This window comes from Paucibacter sp. PLA-PC-4 (genome assembly GCF_026241155.1).
In the GTDB taxonomy this organism is placed as follows: Bacteria; Pseudomonadota; Gammaproteobacteria; order Burkholderiales; family Burkholderiaceae_C; genus Roseateles_E.
Genome location: NZ_JAPFGP010000003.1, coordinates 89,489 through 113,450, shown reverse-complemented (window position 1 = coordinate 113,450; position 23,962 = coordinate 89,489). Strand labels below are relative to the sequence as shown.

Below are 23,962 nucleotides of genomic sequence, written 5' to 3'. Positions count from 1 at the left end.
ATGCCCATCACCCGACTCAAATCTCCCGAGGCTGCGGCCCGCTGGCTGCGCGAGTGGACCACCGGTCAGCTTCGCAGCGACAGCCGGCTGGTCGCGCCGGGCGATGCCTTCATCGCCTGGCCCGGTTATGCGCAGGATGGCCGCGCTCATGTGCGTGCGGCGCTGGCTGCCGGCGCCGCGACCTGCCTGGTCGAGGCCGAGGGTGTCGAGGCCTTTGACTTCAATGACGCCCGCGTCGCCGCACTGCCGGGCTTGAAGGCGTGCACCGGCCGCATCGCGGCCGAGTACTTCGAGCATCCCAGCGCGGCGGGCCTGCAGGTGATCGCCAGCACCGGCACCAATGGCAAGACTTCGACTGCCTGGTGGGTGGCGCAGATCCTGGGTGCCCTGGGCCGGCGCTGCGGCGTGGTCGGCACCTTGGGCATCGGCGAGCCGCCGTTGGGCGGCGCGCCGGGCCATATCGTCAACACCGGCTTGACAACGCCCGACCCGGTGCAACTGCAGGCGGGATTTCGCCGCATGCTGGATGCCGGCTTTACGGCCTGCGCGATCGAGGCCTCGTCGATAGGCCTTAATGAGCAGCGCCTGGCGGGCACGCGCATCGAGGTGGCGCTATTCACGAATTTCACCCAGGACCATCTGGACTACCACGGCTCGATGGCTGCCTATTGGGAGGCCAAGCGGGCGCTGTTCGACTGGCCGGGCCTGCGCGCAGCCGTGCTCAATCTGGACGACCCCAAGGGCGGCGAGCTTGCCGCTGCGCTGACCAATAGGCTCGATGTCTGGACCTATGCGGTCAACGGCACGGCGCGCTTGTCGGCCCATGGGCTGCATTACCGCGATGGCGGCCTGGCCTTCGAGCTGCATGACGGCCCGCAAGTGTTGACGGTGCAGACCGGCCTGATCGGCGACTACAACGTGGCCAATTTGCTGGCTGTGATCGCGGGTTTGCGTGCGCTGGGCGTGGATCTGGCAGACGTCGTCGGCGCCGTGTCCCAGATCAGCCCGGTGCCCGGTCGCATGCAGCGGGTGGGCGACGGATTGGGCAAGCCGCAGGCGGTGGTCGACTACGCCCACACGCCCGACGCGCTGGACAAGGCGCTCTCAGCGCTGCGCCCGCTGGCGGCGGCCCGCGGCGGCCGGCTCATCGCTGTCTTCGGCTGCGGGGGAAACCGCGATCCTGGAAAGCGCCCCTTGATGGGTGCGATCGCCGGCCGCCTCGCCGATGCCGTCGTGCTGACCAGCGACAACCCACGCAAGGAGCCGCCCTCGCAAATTCTGGCCCAGATAGGCGAGGGCTTGAGCGGCGTGGCGCACCGGGTCGTCGAGGACCGGCGCGCGGCCATTGCGGCGGCGATGGCCGGGGCCGATGCGCGCGATGTCGTGCTGATCGCTGGCAAAGGTCATGAGGACTATCAGGAGATCGCCGGTGTGCGCCAGCCCTTCTCCGATGTGGCCGAGGCGCAGCAAGCGCAGGCCAGCTGGACGGGAGAAAAACAATGAGCGCAGCCCTGATGACACTGGCCCAAGCCCACCACCTGCTGCAGGCGGCACTGCCGCAGGCACGGCTGATCGGTGACGGCCAGATCGAGGTCGCCCGAGTGCACAGCGACACCCGCACGCTGCGCCCCGGTGACTTGTTCGTCGCGCTGCGCGGCGAGCGCTTCGATGCGCACGACTTCCTGCCCCAGGCAGCGGCTAGCGGCGCAGTGGCCGTGATCGCCGAGCGCGGCTTGGCCGAGGCCTGCCTGTCCGGCATCGAGGTGCCCGATGCCAAGCAGGCCCTGGGCCTTCTGGCTACCGCCTGGCGCGGCCACTGCCATTTGCCGCTGATAGCGGTGACGGGCAGCAATGGCAAGACCACGGTGACGCAGATGATCGCCAGCATCCTGCGTGTCTGGCTGGGGCCGGCTTCGCTGGCCACCGAGGGAAACTACAACAACGACATCGGCGTGCCGCTGACGCTCTTGCGCCTGCGCCAGGACGATGCTGTCTGGCATCGTGCCGCCGTGGTCGAGCTAGGCATGAACCACCCCGGCGAGATCGCTCCGCTCGCGGCGATGGCCCGGCCGACGGTGGCGCTGGTGACCAACGCGCAGCGCGAGCACCAGGAGTTTTTGCAGACGGTCGAGGCGGCCGCGCGCGAGAACGGCGCGGCGATCGAAGCGCTGGGTGCTGCAGGCGTTGCGGTGTTTCCGGCCGAGGATGCCTGCGCGCCGATCTGGCATGCAATGGCCGGCCAGCGTGCCATGCTCAGCTTCGCCCTGCAAGGCCAGGCCGATGTCACTGGCCGCGCCCAATGGGTACAAGCGGGGGGGCAGGGTAGCGAAGCCTTGGGTGCCGGCCATTGGGCACTGGAGCTGCACACGCCGGCCGGTGACGCGCCGGTGGCGCTGCGCGTGGCCGGCCTGCACAACGTCCGCAATGCCCTGGCGGCCGCTGCCAGCGCGCTGGCCGCCGGCGCACCGCTGGCCGCCATCGCCCGCGGCCTGGAGAGTTTCGAGCCGGTCAAGGGCCGTTCGCAGCTCAAGAGCCTGAGTCGCCAGGGGCAGCGCGTTACGCTGATCGACGACAGCTACAACGCCAACCCCGATAGCGTGCGCGCCGCTATCGATGTGCTGGCCGATCTGCCGGGTGCCTCGTGGCTGATCCTCGGCGACATGGGCGAGGTCGGCAGCCAGGGGCCGGAGTTTCACCGCGAGGTCGGCGCCTATGCGGCCGAGCGCGGCGTGGCCGCCTTCTGGGCAGCCGGCAGCGCCTGTGCCGACGCGGCCGGCGCCTATGGCGGCGGCGCCCGCCATTTCGACACGACCGAGGCGCTGATCGCGGCACTGGCCCAAGCGCCTCGGGTCAAGAACATTCTCGTCAAGGGTTCACGTTTCATGCAGATGGAAAGAGTCGTCGCCGCCTTGTTGGCACAGGATCAGGAGGGCGCGCACCATGCTGCTTAGTCTGGCCCAATGGCTGCAGGGTCTGTACCCGGATCTGGGCTTCCTGCGCGTATTTCAGTACCTGACCTTCCGTGCGGTGATGGCGGCGATGACGGCCTTGCTGATCGGCCTGGCTTTCGGTCCCTGGGTGATTCGTCGGTTGACCGAAATGAAGATCGGTCAGCCGATCCGCGAGTACGGCGTGCAGCAGCATCTGGTCAAGAGCGGCACGCCGACCATGGGCGGCGTGCTGATACTGATCGGCATCGGTGTCTCGACCCTTTTGTGGTTCGACTGGAGTAACCGCTTCGTCTGGGTCGTGATGCTGGTGACTATGGGCTTTGGCGCCGTGGGCTGGGTTGACGACTGGCGCAAAGTGGTCGACAAGAATCCCGAGGGCATGCGAAGCCGCGAGAAGTTCTTCTGGCAGTCGCTGATCGGCCTGGTGGCGGCCCTCTACCTGGCTTTCAGCGTCTCCGAGACCTCGATCCTAGGTGTGATTGAGCTGTTCGCCCGCTGGGTGCAGAGTGGCTTCTCGACCGAGCTGCCGCCCAAGGCCGATCTGATCGTGCCCTTCTTCAAGACGGTCAGCTACCCGCTGGGCGTGTTCGGCTTCATCGGTCTGTCCTATTTCGTGATCGTCGGCACCAGCAATGCGGTGAACTTTACCGACGGCCTTGACGGCTTGGCCATCATGCCGGTAGTGCTGGTGGGCTCGGCACTGGGCCTGTTCGCCTACCTGACCGGCTCGACCATCTATTCGAAGTACCTGCTGCTGCCCTATATCCCCGGTGCCGGCGAGTTGCTGATCTTCTGCGCTGCGATGGCGGGTGCAGGGCTTGCCTTCCTGTGGTTCAACACCCATCCGGCCCAGGTCTTCATGGGCGATGTCGGTGCGCTGTCACTGGGCGGCGCCCTGGGCACTCTGGCCGTGATCACGCGCCAGGAAATTGTGCTGGGCATCATGGGTGGCGTGTTCGTCGCCGAGGTGCTGTCGGTGATGCTGCAGGTCAGTTGGTTCAAGTACACCAAGAAGAAGTTCGGCACCGGTCGGCGCATCTTCAAGATGGCGCCGCTGCACCATCACTTCGAGAAATCGGGCTGGAAGGAGACCCAGGTGGTCGTGCGCTTCTGGATCATCACGATGCTGCTGTGCTTGGTCGGTCTGGCCAGCCTGAAACTAAGGTGATCGCGCGATGAAGCATCTGCAAGGACTCAAGGTGCTCGTGCTCGGCCTGGGTGACTCCGGCTTGGCGATGGCTGCCTGGGTCCGACGCTGCGGCGGCCAAGCGCGGGTATGGGACTCGCGCGAGGTCCCGCCGCAGCTGGCGGCGCTGCGCGAGCAGCTGCCCGAAGTCGAGTTCATCCACGGTGAGCTGCCCGAGTCGGCGCTGAAGGGCGTGCAACTGCTGCTGAAGAGCCCGGGCCTGTCGCCGCTGGATGCGCGGCTGATGCCGCTGCTGAATCTGGCGCAGGGCACGGCGGTGCCGGTGCAGGGCGAGTTGGACCTGTTCGCCCGCGCGCTGGCCGATCTGAAGGCCGAGCGCCGCTACGAGCCGGCTGTGCTGGCTATCACCGGCACCAATGGCAAGACCACGACGACCAGTATGTGCGCCCAGCTGATCGAGCGCTGCGGCCGCCGCGTCGTGATGGCTGGCAATATCGGCCCCAGCATGCTGACGACCTTGGGCGCGGCGCTGGATCTGGAGCCGGCCGCCGAGCCTGTGCAGTCCTTGGAACCGCTAGCGACGGATGCTGATGAAGCACCGGACGTGACGGTGGCGGCCGAACAGACGGTGCTGGAGAGCATCGATGCGATGCTCGATGAGGCACCGCTGCCTATCAAACCGCCGCCGCCCAAGCCGGCCGTTTTCGCGCATCTGCCCGAAGTCTGGGTGTTGGAGCTATCGAGCTTCCAGCTGGACACCGTGCAGGGCTTCGAGCCGACCGCCGCGACGGTGCTGAACCTGACCCAGGATCATCTGGACTGGCACGGCGACATGGCCGCCTATGGCCGCGCCAAAGCTCGTATCTTCGGCACCGAAGTCGACAGCCCGACGGTGATGGTGATCAATCGCGACGACGCGCTGGTCGAGGCCATGGTCCCGGCGCCGGTCAAGGTGCAGCAAGGACGCGGCAGAGCGGCCAAGCTGGTCTCGCGCAAGCTCGTGCGATTCGGTCTCGACGAACCGCGTCATCCAGGCGATTTCGGCCTGGTGCAGGAGTCCGGCATGAGCTGGCTGGTTCGCGCCCGCGAGGCTGATGAGACGATCAAGAAGAAAAAGGGTGAGGACGAGGAAGAGCTGCTGATACAGCGCCTGATGCCCGCCGATGCGCTGCGCGTGCGCGGCCGCCACAACGCCGCCAATGCGCTGGCCGCGCTGGCCCTGGCCAGCGCGGCTGGTTGCCCGCTGGCACCCATGCTGCATGGGCTGCGCGAGTATCGTGGCGAGCCGCACCGGGTCGAGCATGTCGGGACCATCAAGGGTGTGGATTTCTACGACGATTCCAAGGGCACCAATGTCGGCGCCACCGTCGCGGCGATTACCGGGCTGGGCGCGGACCGCGCGCCAGCGCAACTGGTCGTGATCCTGGGCGGCGACGGCAAGGGCCAGGACTTCGGCCCGCTGCGCGAGCCGGTGGCCCGCCACGCGCGCGCCGTGGCCCTGATCGGCCGCGATGGCCCGCAGATCGCGGCCGCGCTGCAGCACAGCGGCGTGCCGATGCAGGCGCATGAGACGCTGCAGGACGCCACTGCCTGGTGCCTGGCTCAGGCGCGCAGCGGCGACAGTGTGCTCTTGAGCCCGGCCTGTGCCAGCCTCGATATGTTCCGCAACTATGGCCACCGCGCCGAAGTCTTTGTTGATGCGGTGCAGGGCCTGGCCCAGGAAGAGGGCTTGTCTCTATGAACGGGGTCCTGCAGAACTGGCGCGCGCGGCTGCAAAGCCTGGTCAGGCGTGATGGTGGCAACGCCGGCGAGGTGCCGGTGCGAGACTGGGTCAGCGTGTCCTCGGGCCAGCCGACCAAGCTTGCCGGCTTTGATACGACCTTGGCCTGGGTTGTGGTGTGCCTGCTGGCGCTGGGCCTGCTGATGGTGTACTCGGCCTCGATCGCGCTGCCCGATAACCCCAAGTTCAGCCGCTATCTGCCGACCCACTTCCTGGTGCGCCATGTGGTGGCGATCGCGCTGGGTCTGTTGGCGGCGCTGGTGGTGGTGCAGGTGCCGGTGGCAAGCTGGGAGCGCGCCGCGCCCTGGCTGTTTGTCGCGGCTCTGGTGCTGCTGATCGCGGTCCTGATTCCGGGCGTCGGCAAAGGCGTCAACGGCGCGCGCCGCTGGCTGCCGCTGGGCCTAATGAACTTCCAGCCTTCCGAGCTGGGCAAGCTGGCGATGGCCATGTATGCCGCCAGCTATATGGTGCGCAAGATGGACGTGAAGGAGAACTTCTTTCGCGCTGTCTGGCCCATGGTGGTGGCGCTGGGTGTGGTCGGCGTGCTGTTGCTGGCCGAGCCGGACATGGGCGCTTTCATGGTGATCGCCGCGATCGCGATGGGCATCCTGTTCTTGGGCGGTGTCAATGGCCGGATGTTCTTCCTGATCGTTGCGGTGCTGGTCGGCGCCTTTGTGCTGATGATCACCTTTAGCGAGTTCCGCCGCGAGCGCATCTTTGCCTACCTCGACCCCTGGAATGAGAAGTACGCCCAGGGCAAGGCCTATCAGCTGACCCATTCGCTGATCGCCTTCGGCCGCGGCGAGCTGTTCGGCCAGGGCCTTGGCTCCAGCGTCGAGAAGCTGCACTACCTGCCCGAGGCCCATACTGACTTCCTGCTGGCCGTGATCGGCGAGGAGCTGGGCCTGGTCGGCGTGATCGTCGTGATCACGGCCTTCTTCTGGATGTCTCGCCGTCTGTTTCACATCGGACGCCAGGCGATCGCGCTGGACCGCGTGTTCGCCGGCCTCTATGCCCAGGGCATAGGCATCTGGATGGGCGGCCAGGCCTTCATCAATATGGGCGTGAATCTCGGTGCCTTGCCGACCAAGGGCTTGACGCTGCCGCTGATGAGCTTCGGCGGTTCGGCGATCCTGATGAACTGCGTGGCTCTGGCTATTGTCCTGAGAATCGATTTAGAGAACCGCCAGCTGATGCGTGGAGGCCGCGCATGAGCACCAAGCACCTGGTCATCATGGCCGCCGGAACGGGTGGTCACATCATCCCGGGACTGGCTGTCGCCGACGAGATGGCGCGCCGCGGCTGGAGCGTTAGCTGGGTCGGCACCGAGAGCGGCATGGAAAACCAGCTGGTGCCGCCCACCGGCATCCCGCTGGACAGGCTGGCCTTCTCGGGTCTGCGCGGCAAGGGCCTAATGCACACGGTCAAGGGTCTGTTCAAGCTGGTCCAAGCCTTTGTGCAGTCGCGTCAAGTGTTCGTCACGCGCAGCGCCGACGCGGTGCTGGGCATGGGCGGCTATGTCTGCTTCCCGGGCGGGCTGATGGCCTGGCTGAGCGGCAAGCCGCTGATGCTGATCAATGCCGATGCGGCCATGCTGCTGAGCAATCAGAGCCTGAAGCCCTTTGCCCGCCGTATCGGCTTTGGCTTCGATGGCTCGGCCGCTGCATCGACACCCAAGGCTGTCGTCACCGGCAACCCGGTACGCGCCGAGATCGAGGCGATTGCGCCGCCGGCCGAGCGCTTTGCCGGCCGCACCGGGCGGCTGCGCGTGCTGGTGGTCGGCGGCTCGCTGGGCGCGCGCGCGATCAATGACTGCATCCCGAAGGCGCTGGCACTGTGGCCCGAGGACGAGCGCCCCATCGTCACACATCAGACTGGCCAGGCCAATTTCAGCACTGTGCAGGCGCTCTACCAGTCGGCCGGCGTCGACGCGACCCTGTTGCCCTTCATCGATGATATGGCGACCCAGTTGGCCCAGACCGATCTGATCATCTGCCGCGCCGGCGCGGTGACGGTCAGCGAGCTGTGTGCTGCCGGCGTGCCGGCGCTGCTGGTGCCACTGGTGGTTGCCACCACCTCGCACCAGCGCGACAACGCCCGCTTCATGGCCCAGCATGGTGCGGCCATCCATCTGCCGCAGGAAGAGCTCAATCCGCAGCAGTTGCACGCGCTGCTGCAGGGCATGGAGCGCGAGGCCTTGGTGGCGATGGCCGAGAAGGCGCGGCTGCTGGCGCGGCCGCGTGCGGCCAGCCGCGTTGCCGATGAGATTGAGGAGATGGTGAAGTGAGCCGCGCAGCACAGGGCCGTCTCAAGCACGTGGTTATCCCCTTGGGGGATCGTCCGACGTACCCGTCGGATGAGGGGCGCACATGAAGCACGCGTTGAAACACATCCACTTCGTTGGCATCGGTGGTGCAGGCATGGGCGCGATCGCCGAGTTGCTGCACCAGCTTGGCTTTCGTGTTTCCGGCTCGGACCAGAGCGATAGCTCGATGCTGCAGCGCCTTGCCGCCATGGGCGTTCAGGTACACATCGGTCACGCCGCCGTGCATATCGTCGGCGCCCAGGCGTTGGTGACCTCGACCGCGGTCAAGGCCGACAACCCTGAGGTGATCGCCGCCCGCGCCGCCGGCGTGCCGGTGGTGCACCGCGCGGTGATGCTGGCCGAGCTGATGCGCCGCCAGCAGGGTATCGCGATCGCCGGCACGCACGGCAAGACCACGACCACCTCGCTGGTCACGGCGGTGCTGAGCGCCGCCGGTGTCGACCCCAGCTATGTGATCGGCGGCAAGCTGATGAGCGCCGGCGCCAATGCCAAGCTGGGTCGAGGCGACTACATCGTTGTCGAGGCCGATGAGAGCGATGCCTCCTTCCTGCACCTGCTGCCGACGCTGGCCGTCGTGACCAATATCGATGCAGACCATATGGACACCTATGGCCACGACTTCGCGAAGCTGAAGCTGGCCTTTGTGGAGTTCCTGCACCGCATGCCTTTCTATGGGGCGGCCGTGGTCTGTGGCGATGACGAGGGCGTGCGCTCCATTTTGCCGATGTTGTCGCGGCCGCTGGTCCGCTATGGCTTCGGTGCCGACAACGCCGTGCGCGCGGTGGATGTGCAGGCGCTGGACGGGGGCCAGATGCGCTTCACCGTGCAGCGCGAGGGCTCACCAGATCTGCCGGTGATCCTGAACCTGGCCGGCCGCCACAATGTGTTGAATGCCTTGGCGGCGATCGCTGTGGCCACGGAGCTGGAGCTGCCCGACGCGCCCATCGTCGCGGCGCTGGCGGCTTTTGGCGGCGTCGGGCGGCGCTTCGAGCGCTATGGCGAGTTGCGCGCTGCCGATGGCGGCCTGTTCACGCTGATCGACGACTACGGTCATCATCCGGTCGAGATGGCGGCGGTGCTGAGCGCGGCACGCGGTGCATTCCCGGGCCGACGTCTTGTGCTGGCGTTTCAACCCCATCGCTACACCCGCACGCGCGACTGCTTCGCGGACTTCGTGCGTGTGATCGCTCAGGCCGATGCGGCTTTGCTGACCGAAGTCTATGCGGCGGGCGAGGGCGTGATCGCCGGGGCCGATGGCGCGGCGCTTGCCGCTGCCGCCGGCGCGCAATTCCTTGCCGATGTGCGCGCATTGCCGCAGGCCATCGCCCAGCAAAGCCGCGACGGCGATGTCGTGATCGTGATGGGCGCCGGCTCCATCGGCGCGGTGCCTGCGCAAACTGTGGAACTGGTGAAATGAATCTGAACATCGATCCCAAGAGCTTGGGCAAGGTGGCCGTACTGATGGGCGGCAGCTCGGCCGAACGCGAGGTCTCGCTGACCATGTCGGGCCCGGGCGTGCTTGCTGCGCTGCGCTCGCAGGGGGTTGACGCCCATGCCTTCGACCCGGCCGAGCGCGGCCTGCATGAGCTCAAAGCCGAGGGCTTCGCGCGCTGCTTTGTCGCACTGCATGGCCGCGACGGCGAGGACGGCACTGTGCAGGGTGCGCTCGAGATGCTGGCCATCCCCTACACCGGCTCCGGCGTGATGGCCTCTGCCATCGCGATGGACAAGATCACCACCAAGCGCCTTTGGCGTGCCGATGGCCTGCCGACGCCGCGCTGGCTGACGCTGAAAAAGAACGAACTGACGCGCGAGCGCCTGCGCACCGTGCCCGACGAGCTGGGTCTGCCGCTGTTCGTCAAGGCGCCGCACGAGGGCTCCAGCATCGGCCTGAGCAAGGTGATGGGCTATTCGCAGATGCAGGCCGCGGTGGAGCTGTCGGCCCGCTACGACGACGAGCTGCTGTTCGAAGAGTTCATCGACGGCTGGGAGCTGACCTGTCCGGTGCTGGGTGAGGGCGATACGGCGCAGGCCCTGCCGGTGATACGCATCGAGGCGCCCGAAGGCAATTACGACTATCAGAACAAGTATTTCACTGACACCACGCAGTACCACATCGGCACGCTGCCCGAGGCCCAGGAGCAGGAGATCCGCGCGCTGGTGCTGGCGGCCTACCGCAGCCTTGGCTGCCGCGGATGGGGCCGGGCCGACCTGATGCAGCGCCGCAGCGACGGCAAGGTCTTCCTGCTGGAGATGAATACATCGCCGGGCATGACCTCGCATTCGCTGGTGCCCAAATCGGCCCAGGCCGCCGGCATTTCCTACGAACAGCTGTGCCTGTGGCTGCTGGCCCAGGCCCGGCTGGACAGGGCCTGACCCATCGCCATGAGCACCGCCGCCCAACCCCTGCTGCCGGCCGACATCCGCCTGATGAATGGCGTGTCGGCGCTGCTGCTGGCCGGTCTGGTGCTGGCGGGACTGGCCCTGGCCCTGCATCAACTGGCGCGCTTGCCCATCTTCGGCATCCGGCATATCCAGGTCGAGGGCGATGTGACGCGCAACAGCGTGGCCTCGCTGCGTGCCAATGCGATGCCTCATGTCTCGGGCACTTTCTTGACCTTGAATCTGCAACAGGCCAGTAGCGCCTTCCAGGCCGTGCCCTGGGTGCGCACGGCGGTGGTGCAGCGGGTCTGGCCGAACCGGCTGCGGGTGCGGTTGGAGGAGCACCGGCCGGCGGCCTATTGGGAAGCCAAGCCCGAGGGTGCCGATGCGCAGAGTGAGGCCAGCGTCGAGCGGGCGCTGGTCAACAGCTTTGGCGAGGTCTTCGAAGCCAATCTGGGCGACGTGGAAGATGAGGAACTGCCGGTGTTGGCGGGCCCGGGTGGCAGTTCGGTAGCGATGCTGGCCATGTGGCAGCAGCTCAACGCGATGAGTCAAAAGCTCGGCGAGTCGGCTCGGCGCCTGGACCTGTCCGGCCGCGGCTCCTGGCGCCTGACGCTGGAAAAGGGGGCGGTGGTGGAGCTAGGCCGTGGCAGCGAGGCCGAGGTGCTGGCCCGCTTCGGTCAGTTCGCCGCCACCATCACCCAGATCAGCTCGCGCTACCAGACCGCCGTACTGAGCGCCGATCTGCGCCACCACGACGGGTATGCGGTTCGGCTGCAAGGAATATCGACGAGCCCGAGCCCGGCAACGGGCGCGGCCAAGAAACGTTGAGACAAGAAAACATACGCTGAGGGGCATATGGCCAAGGAATACAAGGATTTAGTCGTTGGTTTGGATATCGGCACCGCCAAGATCATGGCGGTGGTGGCCGAGGTGCTGGGCAATGGCGAGCTGCGCATTGCGGGCCTCGGCGTGGCGCCCTCGCACGGTCTCAAACGCGGTGTCGTCGTCAATATCGACGCTACCGTGCAATCGATCCAGCAGGCCTTGAAAGAGGCCGAGATGATGGCCGACTGCAAGATTTCTCGGGTTTTCACTGGGATTACCGGCAGTCATATCCGCGGCCAAAACTCGACCGGCATGGTGATCGTGCGTGACAAGGAAGTCACGCCGGTCGATGTGGCGCGGGTGGTGGAAACCGCCAAGGCCATCAATATTCCCAACGATCAGCGCTTGCTGCTGGTCGAGCCGCAGGAATTCGTCATCGACGGCCATGAGGTGAAAGAGCCTATTGGTATGAGCGGTGGCCGTCTGGAGGTCAAGGTTCATATCGTGACCGGGGCCCAGAGCGCGGCGGAAAACATCGTCAAATGCGTGCGCCGCTGTGGTTTGGAGGTTGATCAGCTGGTTCTGAATCCGAGCGCCTCAAGTGCAGCCGCGCTGACGTCCGACGAGCGCGATCTCGGCGTGGCCCTGGTCGATATCGGTGCAGGAACTACCGATGTGGCGATCTTCACCGGCGGCTCGATCCGCCATACCGCCGTGATCCCGATTGCCGGCGACCTAATTACCAGCGATATCGCGATGGCGTTGCGCACGCCGACCAAGGATGCCGAGGAAATCAAGGTCGAGCACGGGGTGGCCAAGCAGTTACTGGCCGACCCGGCGGACCAGGTCGAAGTACCCGGCCTGGGCGACCGTGCGCCTCGCATGCTGTCCAAGCAAGCATTGGCCGGAGTTATTGAACCCCGTGTAGAGGAGATTTTCTCACTGGTTCACCAGGTGATTCGTGAGAGCGGATACGAAGAGTTACTTTCTTCCGGCATTGTTTTGACCGGCGGCTCGGCTGTGATGCCGGGCATGGTCGAGTTGGCCGAGGACATATTCCTGAAGCCGGTGCGACGAGGCAACCCGACCTATAGCGGCGCGCTGTTCGACATGGTTTCCAACCCGCGCTCGGCGACGGTGATGGGATTGCTCGAAGAGGCGCGGATGTCGCGCACTCGGGGTTTGAAAGCGGCGCAGCAAGCGGGTTCGGTCAAGACCATTATTGGCCGGGCCAAGGATTGGTTTCTGGGTAATTTCTGAACGGGTGACGCCCCCGGGACGGCGTAAGCGGGTCGAAATGTCGGAAAACAACGGCAGCGACTCAAAAAAAGGGGCTTCCCCTGTAGTTTTTAACGATTGGCAACTGCACAATTGCTGAAGGAGGTTTGATATGGCGATCGAGATGATCGAAGAGTTTGACCAAGGCACCCAAATCAAGGTGATTGGCGTAGGTGGTGGCGGCGGCAATGCGGTCGATCACATGATTGCGCAAGGGGTTCAGGGCGTGGAGTTCATCTGCGCCAATACCGATGCGCAGGCCCTCAACCGCTCCAAGGCTGACCAACTGCTGCAACTGGGTACCTCCGGCCTGGGCGCGGGTGCCAAGCCCGAGATGGGTCGCGCCGCTGCCGAAGAGGCCGAGGCACGCATCCGCGACTCCATCCAGGGGGCGAACATGCTGTTCATCACCGCTGGCATGGGTGGCGGCACCGGCACTGGCGCGGCCCCGGTGATCGCCCGCGTCGCCAAGGAAATGGGCATCCTGACCGTTGGCGTGGTGACCAAGCCTTTCGAGTTCGAGGGCAACCGTCGCTCCAAGGCGGCTGACTCCGGTCTGGCCGAGCTGGAGGCCAATGTCGATTCGCTGATCGTCGTCTTGAACGACAAGCTGCTCGATGTGCTGGGCGACGACGTCACGCAGGACCAGGCTTTCGCGCATGCCAACGATGTACTGAAGAACGCGGTCGGCGGCATCTCGGACATCATCCATATGCCGGGCCTGGTCAACGTCGACTTCGAAGACGTCAAGACCGTGATGAGCGAGCCCGGTAAGGCGATGATGGGCACGGCGGTGGCCAGCGGCCCTGACCGCGCGTCCAAGGCTGCCGAGGCAGCCGTGGCCTGCCCGCTGCTGGAGGGTATCGATCTGTCCGGCGCGCGCGGCGTGCTGGTGCTGATCGCAGCCAACCGCAACACGTTCAAGCTGGCCGAGAGCCGCAATGCGATGAACGCGATCAAGCGTTATGCCGCCGAGGATGCGCACATCATCTACGGCACGGCCTATGACGAAAGCCTGGGCGACCAGCTGCGCGTCACCGTGATCGCCACGGGCCTTACCTCGGCGCGTGCGCGCGTTCAAGCGCCGCTGTCGGTGGTGCAGCCGCAGGTGCAGATGCGCACCGGGACCGACAATCTGCCGGTGCTGAACCAGCAGGTCACGCTGCCTCAGGCCGGTGGTCAGGTCGGCGGCGGCAATGACTTTGCCGGCATGAGCGTGCCTAGCGTCTGGCGTCATGGCCGTACGGCCGCAGCCAAGGTCGAGGCCCTGTCGTCCAACGGCATGGACGAGATCGAAATCCCGGCCTTTTTGCGCAAGCAGGCCGATTGAGCGCCAAGCGCGCCCTTCGGGGTGCGCTTGTTTCAAAGAGTAAAAGCCCGTCGGGCGGCGACACCTCCTTCTCGCCGCGCGGCGGGCTTTTGTTTTTGCCGGTCGTGCTCGTGCGGCGGCGGCGCGACAGCGTCGTCTCGTCTGCGGGTGCAAAGCAATAGCCAGCGCCCTGTTCTGCAGGCAGACTCACGGCAGTTGCACGGGGGTGTGACTGCACAGGCTGGATACCCAGATCCAGAAGCAAAAATAATCACGCGCGTATGGGGCTGTCCAAGATCTCGCACCTTGCCAGGCGCTGGCTGCGCTCCTTGCTGCTGCTGTCGCTGCTGAGCGCCAGCGCGCTGCAGGCGCAGCCGCCTGGCGGGCTGCCGGATGCAGCGATGCGCAGCGCCGGCGAGCAGGCCACCGGCGCGCAGTTGGCTGTCTCGCAATGGTCGCGCGCCGATCTCGACGATTGGTGGGCGGCGCTGCGCGCGATGGATGGCAGCACCGGTAAGTTGCCGCCGCATCTGCAGCCGCCCAGCGATCCGCGGGCCTGGATGCCGGTGGTGCTGCCCGATGTGCGCCAGCGCGAGGCCGGGGGCAGCATGGCCGAGGACCAGCGCTATCAGATGCGCTGGTACCGGCTGCGCTACACCTCGCCGGACGGGCGCTGGCCCACCAGCGTCGCGCTTTATATGCCCAAGCTGGTCAGCCTCGCAGCGGCGGTGTTGGTACGCACCGAGGACGGCTGGCGGCCGGTGTTTGACAACCAGAGCGGCGCGCGCGAGCAATGGGTGCGGCCACTGTGGGCTGTGTTTCCGGGTGCCTTCACAGAGCTGCACAAGAACCAGGTGATTGAGGTCGTGGTCGCGACGCCAGTGCTCAAGGACAGCTTCTTCTCCGTCTCCAGCGCCTGGCTGGGCGCACGCGAGGATCTTGAGCCACTGTACAAGCGCCGCTGGGCGCTGCAGATCGGCGTGCCGCAGGCCACCGGGCTGACCCTGGTGGTGCTGGGCCTGTTCTCGTTCAGTTTGTGGCTGCGCCGACGCGAGGAGCCGGCCTACTTGCTGTTTGCGATGGCCTCGGTGGTCTGGCTGGTGCGCAATCTGCACTATCACATCGATCTTCCGCGCACCCGTCTGGGCTTCGAGTGGTTCTGGTGGTTGACCCATGCCTCGATGTCTTGGGTGATGGCCCTGACATTTTTGTTTGCGCTGCGATTTGCGCAACGACGCTTCCCGCTGTTCGAGCGGCTGCTCGGAGGGTTCGTGCTGCTCAGCAGCGTGCTGACCATGCCTTTGTGGATCGATCTGCTCGACCCGCTGGTGCTGCAGCACATGGTCAATGCTGTGGTCGGCGCGGTCGGGACGGCATTCATCGCTGCCGTGGCCCTGCGCGAGGGCAGTCGCGAGCTGCGCCTGATCGCGCTGTGCCTAGCAGTGGGGCTGGGCCTTGGTGTGCATGATCTGGGTCTGCTAGCCGGCTGGGGCTGGAGTGAGCACATCTACCTAATGCCATTCGCGACGCTGGTGATCGTCGCGAGCTTTCTCTATGCGGTGCAGCGGCGCTATACCGGCGCGCTGGGCCAGGTCGAGCAGGCCAACGGCCTGCTGGCCCAGCGCCTGGCCGAACAGGGCGCGCAGCTGCAGTCGCAGCACGAGCGGCTCAGTGAGTCCGAACGCCAGCAGGCCTTGCTGCTCGAGCGCCAGCGCCTGATGCAGGACATGCACGACGGCCTGGGCAGCTCCTTGCTTTCTGCCATGGTGGCTGTGGAGCAGGGCAGCATGCAGCAGGACCAAGTGGTCGAGGTGCTGCGCGAATGCGTGGACGATCTGCGCCTGGTGATCGATTCGCTGGAGCCGGTGGGCCACGATCTGGTGTCGCTGCTGGCGACGATGCGCTACCGCCTGGGCAAGCGCTTGCAGGCCGGCGGCTTGATGCTGGACTGGGATGTGCAAGACCTGCCGCCGCTGGACTGGCTGGAGCCGCCCGATGCGCTGCATGTGCTGCGACTGCTGCAGGAGGCGCTGAACAATGTGCTCAAGCATGCTCGCGCCTCGCGCGTGCGCATCGCCACACGCGATCTGGGTAACAAGGTCGAGATCCGTGTTGAGGACGACGGCCAGGGCTTCGACCTGGAGACCGCGCAGAAAGGCCGCGGCCTGCGCAGCCAGCAAAAACGTGCCCACCGACTCGGCGGCAGCGTCCATGTCGACAGCCGGCCCGGGCACGGCACCCAGCTGAGCCTACGCCTGCCGGTCAAGCGCAAGCCCGTGCCCGCCCCGTAGTCGCCCCAAAGGCTGACGGCTGCAGGGCTTCGGGTAATCACGGACAATCGCGTCATGCTCAAGCAACGAACTCTGAAGTCGCTGACCCGCGCCGTCGGCGTCGGCATCCACAGCGGCCAGAAGGTCGAGATGACGCTGCGCCCTGCTGCGCCCGACACTGGCATCGTGTTCAGGCGTGTTGATCTGAACACCCCGGTAGACATCCCGGTGCGCGCTGACACCGTGAGCGACACCCGCATGGCCACCACGGTCAGCCCCGGAGGCGACCCCGGTGCCCCCAAGGTACAGACCATCGAGCATCTGCTGTCGGCCTGTGCGGGTCTGGGCATTGACAACCTGTATGTCGACATCAGCGCCGACGAGGTGCCCATTCTCGACGGCTCTGCCGCGAGCTATGTCTACCTGCTGCAAAGCGCCGGCATCGAGCTTCAGAACGCCGCGAAGAAGTTTCTGCGCGTTAAAAAGACCGTCGAGGTGCGCCAGGGCGAGGGCAAGCGGCTGATGTGGGCTCGGCTGGAGCCACACCACGGCTACACCTTGAGTTTCCAGATCGAGTTCGACAACCCGGCGGTCGCGGCCACCGGCCAGCAGTATGTGTTCGATATGGGTTCGGGCCAGTACAAGCGCGAGATCGCGCGGGCCCGCACCTTCGGCATGACCAGCGATATCGAGACCATGCGCTCGCGCGGCCTGACCCTGGGCGGCTCGATGGACAACGCCATCGTCGTCGACGACTACCGCGTGCTCAATGCCGAAGGCCTGCGCTACGACGATGAGTTCGTCAAACACAAGATCCTCGACGCGATCGGCGATATGCATGTGGCCGGCTATCCGCTGCTGGCCGCCTACACCTCGTTCAAGGGCGGCCATGCGCTGAACAACAAGCTGCTTCGCGCGTTGCTGGCCGATGTCGAGGCCTACGAGATTGTCAGCTTCGAGGACGAGCGCGAGGCCCCGCAGGGCTTCGCGGAGTTGGCACCGGCCTGGTAGTACAGTCCGCCCCCATGGTGTTCTTCCGCATCCTCGTCGGCCTGCTGTTGCTCGCCGGCATTCTTTGTTTCGCGATGTACGCGGGCACCCGCCAGGTGGTCTGGCGCCAGCGTGGCCTGGTGATCATCAAATGGACCGTGCTGGCGGCGCTGGGCTTCTTTGCGGTGCTGATCGTGCAGCGGGTTGTGGAGATGCTCTGAGTGTCAGTGCGGCGACTTTTCGCCCTGCGGTGGCGGCAGGCTAAGCGCCAGGCTGTAGAGCGCAAGCAGCCCCATTACATGACCGATCGAGACACCCGGCTCACCCGCTTCGATGCGCGCGATGGTCTGCACATGAACGCCTAGCCGCGTGGCAGCAACTGCCTGGCCCTCGCCTGCGCTCAGGCGGGCCTGCTTGGCGGCCGCCCCGATCTCCTTGATCGCCTGGAGCGCGTCGCTGTCAATGTCTGCGGAGATTCGTTTACCTTGGGCCATTGGAGGATTGTCGATCAACTCTGCCCAACCCCTGCATCCAGCGCCTGCAATTGCACCAAGCGTTGATAGATCCCGCCGTTGTGGCCCATCAGCTGCTCGTGCGTGCCGCGCTCTGCCAGATGGCCGTGGTTGAGCACGATGATCTGGTCGGCTTCGCGTATCGTCGAGAGGCGGTGCGCGATGGCCACCACGGTGACCTGGCCGCGCAGCGCTTGCAAGGCTTCGCTGATGACGCGCTCGGTGGCGCTGTCGATATTGGAGGTGGCTTCGTCGAGGAAGAGGATGCGCGGCGCGCCAGCCAACGCTCGGGCCATCGCGATCAGCTGCTTTTGCCCCGTCGAGACTCGCGCACCACCTTCGCCCAGCATCGTGTCATAGCCTTGCGGCAGGGAGGCCAAAAAGTCGTCGATGCGGGCGGCCTTGGCGGCAGCGATCAGCTGGTGCTCGGGGATGTTGCGGCCCATCGCTATGTTCTCGCGCGCGCTGGCCGCCATCAGATAGGGCTCTTGGGGCACCAGGCCAACGGCGGCGCGGAAGGCTTCGTCCGGTAGGCTCGATAGGCTCAGGCCATCGATCGCGATGCGTCCGCTCTGGGCCGTGTAAAAGCGCAGCAGCAGCGACAGCAGCGTGGATTTGCCGCTACCGGTGTGGCCGACGATGCCGACAAAGCTGCCGGCAGGGAAGTCCAAGCTCAGATCATGCAACACTGGATGCGCCGGGTCGTAGCCGAAGCTCAGTTCGTCAATGCGGATATGGCCGCGCGCTATCTGTAGGCCGGTCTGGGTCGGCGGCACGGGCTGCGTTTGCTGCAGCAGGGTGCGCACCCGCGCGGCTGCCACCATCGATTGCTGCAGCTGTCCGAACTGCATCGTGATCTGGATCAGCGGCTCGACCACGCGGGCGATGTAAGCCAAGAAGGCATAAAGCAGACCCACCTCCAGCGCGCCCTGGCCCATGGAGACTTGGCGTTGACCGAAGCCGTAGATCAGGGTCACGATCAGCAGCACGTTCAACAGGTCGAGCGCCGGGCGCAGCAGCCAGGCGTTGGCGCGTAACTCGTCCATGCGGGCGCCGAACTGGCGGCTGTTGGTGTCGGCAAAGCGCTCGGCGAAGCGCGGCGCTGCGCTGCTGGCTTGCAGCACCGCCATGCCGGCCATGCTTTCGGCCATATGGGCGTTGATCTCGCTGCGCAGCTGGCGCGAGCGCGCCACCGCGCTGCTGGACAGGCGCTGGTACAGCGTGATGATGATCAGCATGGCCGGTACAAGCATCGCGACGATCAGCATCAGTCGCCAGTCCAGCCAGGCCATTGCGATCATCGAGCCGATCACGACGATGCTGGAGTCCAGCATCACATAGAGCACCTGACGGTAGAGTTGGTTGACGGCTTCACTGTCATTGGTGACTCGGCTGACCAACTGACCAGTGATGGCTTTGTCGAAAAAGGCCATAGGCAGCGCCAGCACATGGGCATACACCCGCTCGCGCAGCCGCATTACCGAGCGCCGTGCCACACCCGCCATGCGGGTCAGCTGTGCATAGCGTATCCAGCTTGCTGCCCAGCCGCTCAAGAGCAACGCCGCCAGCAGGCCGGCCATGGCCATGACATTGAACTGGCGCGGCAGCAGATAGTGGTCGATGAAGTACTTGCCGATGATGGGGCCCAGCGCTTCGAGCCCAGCCGCGATCACCAGCCAGACGACCCCGCGTAGCAGGGTGGGGCGCTCGCCCTGGGCCGACTCCAGCAACAGGCCTACCGAGGCCCAAGGTTTGGCTTCCTTATCTTCTTCTTTGACTTCAGGCGGCATCGAGGCTGGCCTCCAGTTGTTGGTAGCGCCACTGCGTTGCGTACCAGCCCTCAAGAGCCAGCAGCTGCGCGTGGCTGCCCTGCTCGGTAATGCGGCCCTTGCGTAGCACCGCGATCTGATCGGCTTCCATCACCGCGCTGAGCCGGTGGCTAACGATGATCACGCAGCGCTCGGGGCGCTGCTCCCGCAGCTCGCGCAAGTGATCAAGGATCTGCGTCTCGGTGCCGGTGTCGACCGCCGACAGTGCATCGTCGAGCAGCAGGATGGGCGCGTCGCTAAGCAGGGCGCGGGCGATCGCGACACGCTGGCGCTGGCCTCCGGACAGGGTCACGCCGCGCTCGCCGACCAGGGTATCGTAGCCCTGCGCTAGGCGCTTGATGTCGCCATGCACGGCGGCGAGCTCGGCCGCCTGCTCGACCTGCTCGCGGCTCGCGCCGGGCTTGGCCAGCGCGATGTTCTCGGCAATCGAGGCCGAAAACAGAAAAGGCTCCTGCGGTACCCAGGCAATGGAGTTGCGCAGCGCGGCCAGACCGATCTCCGGCAAGCTCTTGCCCCCGATGCACACCCGGCCACTGCCGGGCTCGAACTGGCGCAAAAGCAGGCGCAGCAGCGTGGACTTGCCGGCACCTGTTGGGCCGACCAGGCCCAGGGTCTGGCCGGGCTTCAGGGTCAGGCTGACCGTCTCCAGCGCCAGGCGTGGAGTGGCCTCCTCGCTGGGGTAGGCGAAGGACAGCTGCTCGAAATCGATCTCGGCGCCAGTCGGCAGCCCCCCCTGACCCTCGTCGGCCAAAGTCAGCGGCGCCTCCAGCACCGGCGCCAGCCGGTTCCAGGCGGCGCGTCCGCGCTCCAGCAGCGACAGCACCCAACCGGCCGCGAACATCGGCCAAATCAGCTGGCCCAGATACATCGTGAATGAGGTGAGCTGGCCAATGCTCAGCTCCTGGCGCGCCACCAACCAGCCGCCCAGCCCCAGCGCTATCGCCATCGCGGCGGTCAGCGTCATGCCGACCGCCGGCTCGTAGGCGGCCTCCCAGCGCTGGGCCTGATAGCTGGCCTCGCCGGCGCTGTCGGCCAGCGCGGCGAACTGGCTCGCATTGCGCCGGGTCAGGCCCAGCGCCCGCAGCGTACGCACGCTGGCCAGGCCCTCCTGGACATGCTGGTTCAGCAGCGAGAAGCGGTCCAGCGACGATTTCCAGGCGTGGTGGACATGGTCGGAAATGCGCCAGAAGGCCAGGGCCATCAGCGGAAAGGGCAGCAGGGCGGCCAAGCCCAGGCGCCAGTCGACGCCCAGAGTCATCATCGACAGCACAAGGATCAGGGTCAGCGAGCCGTCGAATGCCGCCAGCAAGGCCTCGCCAGCGGCCATCTCGACCGCGTCGATGTCATTGGTCGCCAGCGCCATCAGATCGCCGGTGCGCTTGGCCTGGAAGAACACCGGACCTTGCAGGGTCAGGCGCTCGTAGAGACGGGTGCGCAACTCCCGGCCGAGCTGGTAGGCCGCGCCGAACAGCGCGATGCGCCAGCCGACCCGGAACAGATAGATCAGCAGGCCGGCCAGCGCGAGCAGGCCCAGCTCGCGCCACAGGCCCTGCTCCAACAGGCGGCCGGCCACCATGGCGTCGACCACTGCGCCGACCTGGCGCGGAATCCAGACGGTCAGCACCGCGATGGCTGCCAGCATCAGGGCAGAGGCCAGATAGGCGCGCCAGTGCCGGCGAACAAAGCCGGCGATCAGCTGGGTCAGGGTCATGGGAGCCCGGGGTGTCGAGGAGGCTGGATTGTGCCAATAATGCTGGCCACGAGATGCGGAGCCAGCCCCCTATGAGCCAGCTTGAAGACCTGACCCAGCAAGCGTTGCAGATCCACCCCGAACAGCCGGCCGAGGCCGCCGCGCTGTTGCGCGAAGGCGCAGGTGTGCTGGAGGACGGCGATGCGGCCCAGCGCGACGCCTGGCTGCGTGCCGCCGAGCACATCCTGCTGGGCCATCTTGCCGATGGCCAGGGCCTGGCGGCGCTGCTGCCGCCTGATGCAGCCCGTGCCCGCGCGGCCATCGCACTTGCCGCGGGCAGCAGCCCCGACTGGCAAGATCTGACCCCGCCTGATCGGATCCGCGCGCACTACAACGCCGCGTTGGCGCGCACCCGCAGTCGTGACTTTGCTGGGCAGGGAGCGTTGCTGCAAGCCGCCCAAGCCCTGGCGCAGGCGCATGGCGATGACGCCGAGGCCCAGCAGGCCTGGGCCGCGGTCGCCAACAATGTGGCGGCCGATCTGCGCTACTACTTCAAGCCCGGTGACGGCGAGGCCTGCGCCGCGATGCTGGAGGCCGCGCAGCTGGCCCGTATCGCCTGGCAGCGTGCCGGCGGCTGGCTGCAGATCGAGCGGGCCGACTGGCAGCTGGCGATGTGCGCTGCGGCGGCTGGCGAGGGTGTGCTGGCACTGCAGGCGGCGCGAGCCGGGCTGCAGGCCTGCGAGGCCAATGCTGCGGACGACTACGAGTACTGCTTCGCCTATCAGGCCTTGGGTCTGGCGGCGCTGGTGGCCGGTGATTTGCTGGAAGCCCGGCGCTCCCGAGAGCTGATGGCCGGTCGGGTGGCGCTGGTGCACGCCGATTTCCGTGACTATGCCGAGCGCTGCCTTGCCGAGTTCGACGCTCGGCTTGCTGCATGAGACAGCAGCCACAGCCCGGCAAAGGTCAGCGCACCGTTGATCAGCAGCAGCTCCAACCCTAGCTCGTAGCTGCCAAACAGTGCGCGCTGCTGGCTGTCAAGCAGCCAGCTCAGCAGCGGCGCAGCCACCGCCACCATCGGCACCCAGCGGTCGCGCACCGAGCGCCGTGTCAGGATGCCAAAGGCAAACAGGCCCAGCAGCGGTCCATAGGTGTAGCCGGCCAGCTTGAGAATCAGGCCGATCATGCTGGGGTTGTTGACCCACTTGAACACCATTACCAGCAACAAGAAAAGCGCGGCAAAGCCCAGATGGACGCGCTTGCGCACGACCAGGCGCTTGGCCTCGCTCCAGTCGCCGCGGCGCTGCAGGTTCAGCAGGTCAATGCAGAAGCTCGAGGTCAGCGCAGTGATGGCGCCATCGGCGCTGGGGAACAGTGCTGAGATCAGCGCGATCACGAAGACCAGCTGCACCCAGGCCGGCAAATGGTTCAGCACGACAGCCGCGAACAGAGCGTCGCCCTGGGCTGCCAGCCCGGCTTGAGCCGCGAACAGATGCAGCAGGCCGCCCAGAAAGAGGAACAGCAGCACCACGCCAAGCATGATGGTGGCCAGTACCATCACATTTTTCTGCGAGTCCGCCAGGCGCTTGACCGAGATGTTCTTTTGCATCATCTCCTGGTCCATGCCGGTCATCGCGATCGCAATGAAAGCACCGGCCAGAATTTGCTTGCCAAAGAAGAAGCGGCTGTTCGGGTCTGTCTCGAACACGCGCGACAGCCCGCTCGCATCCATGCTCGCCAGACTCTGCGCCAGCGACATGTCCAGGCTCCGTAGAAGATAGGCCACGCAGACGATCAGGCCGCCAAGCATGCAAGTGGTTTGCAAGGTGTCGGTCCACACAATGGTCTTGACCCCGCCCTCGTAGGTGTAGGCCAAGATCATCAAAAGGATCACCAGCGCGGTCAGCCAAAACGGCAGGCCGATGCGCTCAAGTATGGCGTCCTGCAGGATCTTCACCACGAGGTAGAGCCGGGCGGTGGCGCCCAGCGTGCGCGACAAAATGAAGAAGCCGGCGCCGGTGCGGTAGCTGCGCGGCCCCAGGCGCTGGCCCAGATAGTCGTAGATCGAGGTCAGCTGCAGCCGGTAGTACAGCGGCAGCAACACGAAGGCGATCACCGCATAGCCGATGAACTGGCCCAGCACGATCTGGAAGTAGCTGAAGGCGGTGGCGCCAACGGCGCCGGGCACGCTGATGAAGGTGACGCCCGACAGCGAGGTGCCGACCATGCCGAAGGCCACCAGCATCCAGTTGCTGTTGCGGTTGCCGATGAAAAAGCTCTGGTTGTCGGCCCGCCGCGAAGTCCACCAAGCCACGCCCAGCAGCAGCGCGAAATAGGCCAGCACAAAGAAAAGCAGAATCAGCGGCGACATCGCAGCGGCAGTACCCGGGCACCAAGATGGCGCCGATTATCCGAAGCGTCACGGCCTTGACACATTCCGGTGCGAGATCCACCTATAACCGTGCATCGAAACTGCCGCTTGCCCGGCCATCTCGAGATCCTGGTGAAAACACCTAGTTTGTTTCATATCGAGACAGAGGGTTTCTCGGTGGCGATGGAGTTTCGTAGAAACCCTAGGAAATCGATCCTGGCAGCGCATTTTTTAGGGCTTGCGCAAACGTTTTTGGGCGCAATGCGTGACGCCGCAAATTTCGCTGTTGTTTGCTCCGGGCA

At 65.9% G+C, this 23,962-nt stretch carries 19 protein-coding genes; 15 read left to right on the top strand and 4 right to left on the bottom strand.

Features of this window, described 5'->3' with window-relative positions; genetic code table 11:
- The 14 genes from OOZ63_RS05510 to OOZ63_RS05445 all read left to right on the top strand — a co-directional run bounded on the left by OOZ63_RS05510 (position 1) and on the right by OOZ63_RS05445 (position 17,482).
- Complete coding sequence (locus tag OOZ63_RS05510; RefSeq protein WP_266004417.1) at positions 1-1,503, top strand: UDP-N-acetylmuramoyl-L-alanyl-D-glutamate--2,6-diaminopimelate ligase; 1,503 nt, start codon at positions 1-3, stop codon at positions 1,501-1,503.
- A complete protein-coding gene (locus tag OOZ63_RS05505; RefSeq protein WP_266004416.1) occupies positions 1,500-2,951 on the top strand; it encodes a UDP-N-acetylmuramoyl-tripeptide--D-alanyl-D-alanine ligase in 1,452 nt (483 codons plus the stop codon). The genes OOZ63_RS05510 and OOZ63_RS05505 overlap by 4 nt, the downstream gene beginning before the upstream one ends.
- Positions 2,941-4,119 (top strand): phospho-N-acetylmuramoyl-pentapeptide-transferase, encoded by a 1,179-nt coding sequence (gene mraY, locus OOZ63_RS05500; protein WP_266004415.1) that lies wholly within the window; start codon positions 2,941-2,943, stop codon positions 4,117-4,119. The genes OOZ63_RS05505 and mraY overlap by 11 nt, the downstream gene beginning before the upstream one ends.
- A gap of 7 nt (positions 4,120-4,126) precedes the next feature.
- Positions 4,127-5,839, top strand: a complete 1,713-nt coding sequence (gene murD / locus OOZ63_RS05495) for a UDP-N-acetylmuramoyl-L-alanine--D-glutamate ligase (RefSeq protein WP_266004414.1) — start codon at positions 4,127-4,129, stop codon at positions 5,837-5,839.
- The gene (ftsW, locus tag OOZ63_RS05490; protein WP_266004413.1) at positions 5,836-7,092 is read left to right on the top strand and encodes a putative lipid II flippase FtsW; all 1,257 of its coding nucleotides are present in this window, start codon (positions 5,836-5,838) and stop codon (positions 7,090-7,092) included. The genes murD and ftsW overlap by 4 nt, the downstream gene beginning before the upstream one ends.
- A complete protein-coding gene (gene murG, locus OOZ63_RS05485) occupies positions 7,089-8,165 on the top strand; it encodes an undecaprenyldiphospho-muramoylpentapeptide beta-N-acetylglucosaminyltransferase (protein ID WP_266004412.1) in 1,077 nt (358 codons plus the stop codon). Before ftsW ends, murG begins: the two co-directional genes overlap by 4 nt.
- Before the next feature lie 82 nt (positions 8,166-8,247).
- Positions 8,248-9,621: a UDP-N-acetylmuramate--L-alanine ligase gene (gene murC / locus OOZ63_RS05480; protein WP_266004410.1), complete on the top strand. Its 1,374-nt coding sequence runs from the start codon at positions 8,248-8,250 to the stop codon at positions 9,619-9,621.
- Complete coding sequence (locus tag OOZ63_RS05475; protein ID WP_266004409.1) at positions 9,618-10,580, top strand: D-alanine--D-alanine ligase; 963 nt, start codon at positions 9,618-9,620, stop codon at positions 10,578-10,580. Before murC ends, OOZ63_RS05475 begins: the two co-directional genes overlap by 4 nt.
- Before the next feature lie 9 nt (positions 10,581-10,589).
- A complete protein-coding gene (locus OOZ63_RS05470) occupies positions 10,590-11,417 on the top strand; it encodes a cell division protein FtsQ/DivIB (RefSeq protein WP_266004407.1) in 828 nt (275 codons plus the stop codon).
- A 27-nt stretch (positions 11,418-11,444) separates the two neighbouring features.
- Positions 11,445-12,674, top strand: coding sequence for a cell division protein FtsA (gene ftsA / locus OOZ63_RS05465; protein WP_137941606.1), 1,230 nt, complete (start codon positions 11,445-11,447; stop codon positions 12,672-12,674).
- A gap of 130 nt (positions 12,675-12,804) precedes the next feature.
- Positions 12,805-14,022 carry a cell division protein FtsZ gene (gene ftsZ / locus OOZ63_RS05460; RefSeq protein ID WP_137941607.1) on the top strand — a complete coding sequence of 406 codons (1,218 nt, stop codon included), beginning with the start codon at positions 12,805-12,807 and terminating at the stop codon, positions 14,020-14,022.
- 260 nt (positions 14,023-14,282) lie between these two features.
- Positions 14,283-16,292: a sensor histidine kinase gene (locus OOZ63_RS05455; protein ID WP_266004406.1), complete on the top strand. Its 2,010-nt coding sequence runs from the start codon at positions 14,283-14,285 to the stop codon at positions 16,290-16,292.
- 54 nt (positions 16,293-16,346) lie between these two features.
- Positions 16,347-17,282, top strand: a complete 936-nt coding sequence (gene lpxC, locus OOZ63_RS05450) for a UDP-3-O-acyl-N-acetylglucosamine deacetylase (RefSeq protein WP_266004405.1) — start codon at positions 16,347-16,349, stop codon at positions 17,280-17,282.
- A gap of 14 nt (positions 17,283-17,296) precedes the next feature.
- Positions 17,297-17,482: a hypothetical protein gene (locus OOZ63_RS05445; protein ID WP_266004404.1), complete on the top strand. Its 186-nt coding sequence runs from the start codon at positions 17,297-17,299 to the stop codon at positions 17,480-17,482.
- Positions 17,483-17,485: 3 nt separating this feature from the next.
- Here OOZ63_RS05445 and OOZ63_RS05440 read toward each other — a convergent pair whose 3' ends face one another.
- Genes OOZ63_RS05440 through OOZ63_RS05430 form a run of 3 tightly spaced genes read right to left on the bottom strand, consistent with a single transcriptional unit; the run spans position 17,486 to position 21,313 of the window.
- Positions 17,486-17,755 carry a helix-turn-helix domain-containing protein gene (locus OOZ63_RS05440; protein WP_266004403.1) on the bottom strand — a complete coding sequence of 90 codons (270 nt, stop codon included), beginning with the start codon at positions 17,753-17,755 and terminating at the stop codon, positions 17,486-17,488.
- Between the two features lie 14 nt (positions 17,756-17,769).
- Complete coding sequence (locus OOZ63_RS05435) at positions 17,770-19,563, bottom strand: ABC transporter ATP-binding protein (protein WP_266004402.1); 1,794 nt, start codon at positions 19,561-19,563, stop codon at positions 17,770-17,772.
- On the bottom strand, positions 19,553-21,313 hold the full coding sequence (locus tag OOZ63_RS05430) for an ABC transporter ATP-binding protein (protein ID WP_266004401.1): 1,761 nt from the start codon (positions 21,311-21,313) through the stop codon (positions 19,553-19,555). Before OOZ63_RS05430 ends, OOZ63_RS05435 begins: the two co-directional genes overlap by 11 nt.
- A 71-nt stretch (positions 21,314-21,384) precedes the next feature.
- On the opposite strand from OOZ63_RS05430, the gene OOZ63_RS05425 reads away from it, so the two are divergent.
- On the top strand, positions 21,385-22,230 hold the full coding sequence (locus tag OOZ63_RS05425) for a hypothetical protein (protein WP_266004400.1): 846 nt from the start codon (positions 21,385-21,387) through the stop codon (positions 22,228-22,230).
- Here the strand turns inward: OOZ63_RS05425 and OOZ63_RS05420 are convergent.
- Complete coding sequence (locus OOZ63_RS05420) at positions 22,182-23,660, bottom strand: sodium:solute symporter (protein WP_266004399.1); 1,479 nt, start codon at positions 23,658-23,660, stop codon at positions 22,182-22,184. The genes OOZ63_RS05425 and OOZ63_RS05420 overlap by 49 nt on opposite strands.
- Between the last annotated feature and the right edge of the window lie 302 nt (positions 23,661-23,962).

Coding starts and splice junctions, on each gene's coding strand:
- ftsZ (WP_137941607.1), top strand. CDS start 12,805: ATGGCGATCGAGATGATCGAAGAGTTTGACCAAGGCACCCAAATCAAG.
- OOZ63_RS05445 (WP_266004404.1), top strand. CDS start 17,297: ATGGTGTTCTTCCGCATCCTCGTCGGCCTGCTGTTGCTCGCCGGCATT.
- OOZ63_RS05505 (WP_266004416.1), top strand. CDS start 1,500: ATGAGCGCAGCCCTGATGACACTGGCCCAAGCCCACCACCTGCTGCAG.
- OOZ63_RS05425 (WP_266004400.1), top strand. CDS start 21,385: ATGAGCCAGCTTGAAGACCTGACCCAGCAAGCGTTGCAGATCCACCCC.
- ftsW (WP_266004413.1), top strand. CDS start 5,836: ATGAACGGGGTCCTGCAGAACTGGCGCGCGCGGCTGCAAAGCCTGGTC.
- mraY (WP_266004415.1), top strand. CDS start 2,941: ATGCTGCTTAGTCTGGCCCAATGGCTGCAGGGTCTGTACCCGGATCTG.
- OOZ63_RS05470 (WP_266004407.1), top strand. CDS start 10,590: ATGAGCACCGCCGCCCAACCCCTGCTGCCGGCCGACATCCGCCTGATG.
- OOZ63_RS05475 (WP_266004409.1), top strand. CDS start 9,618: ATGAATCTGAACATCGATCCCAAGAGCTTGGGCAAGGTGGCCGTACTG.
- OOZ63_RS05435 (WP_266004402.1), bottom strand. CDS start 19,563: ATGCCGCCTGAAGTCAAAGAAGAAGATAAGGAAGCCAAACCTTGGGCC.
- murC (WP_266004410.1), top strand. CDS start 8,248: ATGAAGCACGCGTTGAAACACATCCACTTCGTTGGCATCGGTGGTGCA.
- OOZ63_RS05430 (WP_266004401.1), bottom strand. CDS start 21,313: ATGACCCTGACCCAGCTGATCGCCGGCTTTGTTCGCCGGCACTGGCGC.
- OOZ63_RS05510 (WP_266004417.1), top strand. CDS start 1: ATGCCCATCACCCGACTCAAATCTCCCGAGGCTGCGGCCCGCTGGCTG.
- ftsA (WP_137941606.1), top strand. CDS start 11,445: ATGGCCAAGGAATACAAGGATTTAGTCGTTGGTTTGGATATCGGCACC.
- OOZ63_RS05420 (WP_266004399.1), bottom strand. CDS start 23,660: ATGTCGCCGCTGATTCTGCTTTTCTTTGTGCTGGCCTATTTCGCGCTG.
- murG (WP_266004412.1), top strand. CDS start 7,089: ATGAGCACCAAGCACCTGGTCATCATGGCCGCCGGAACGGGTGGTCAC.
- lpxC (WP_266004405.1), top strand. CDS start 16,347: ATGCTCAAGCAACGAACTCTGAAGTCGCTGACCCGCGCCGTCGGCGTC.
- OOZ63_RS05455 (WP_266004406.1), top strand. CDS start 14,283: ATGGGGCTGTCCAAGATCTCGCACCTTGCCAGGCGCTGGCTGCGCTCC.
- OOZ63_RS05440 (WP_266004403.1), bottom strand. CDS start 17,755: ATGGCCCAAGGTAAACGAATCTCCGCAGACATTGACAGCGACGCGCTC.
- murD (WP_266004414.1), top strand. CDS start 4,127: ATGAAGCATCTGCAAGGACTCAAGGTGCTCGTGCTCGGCCTGGGTGAC.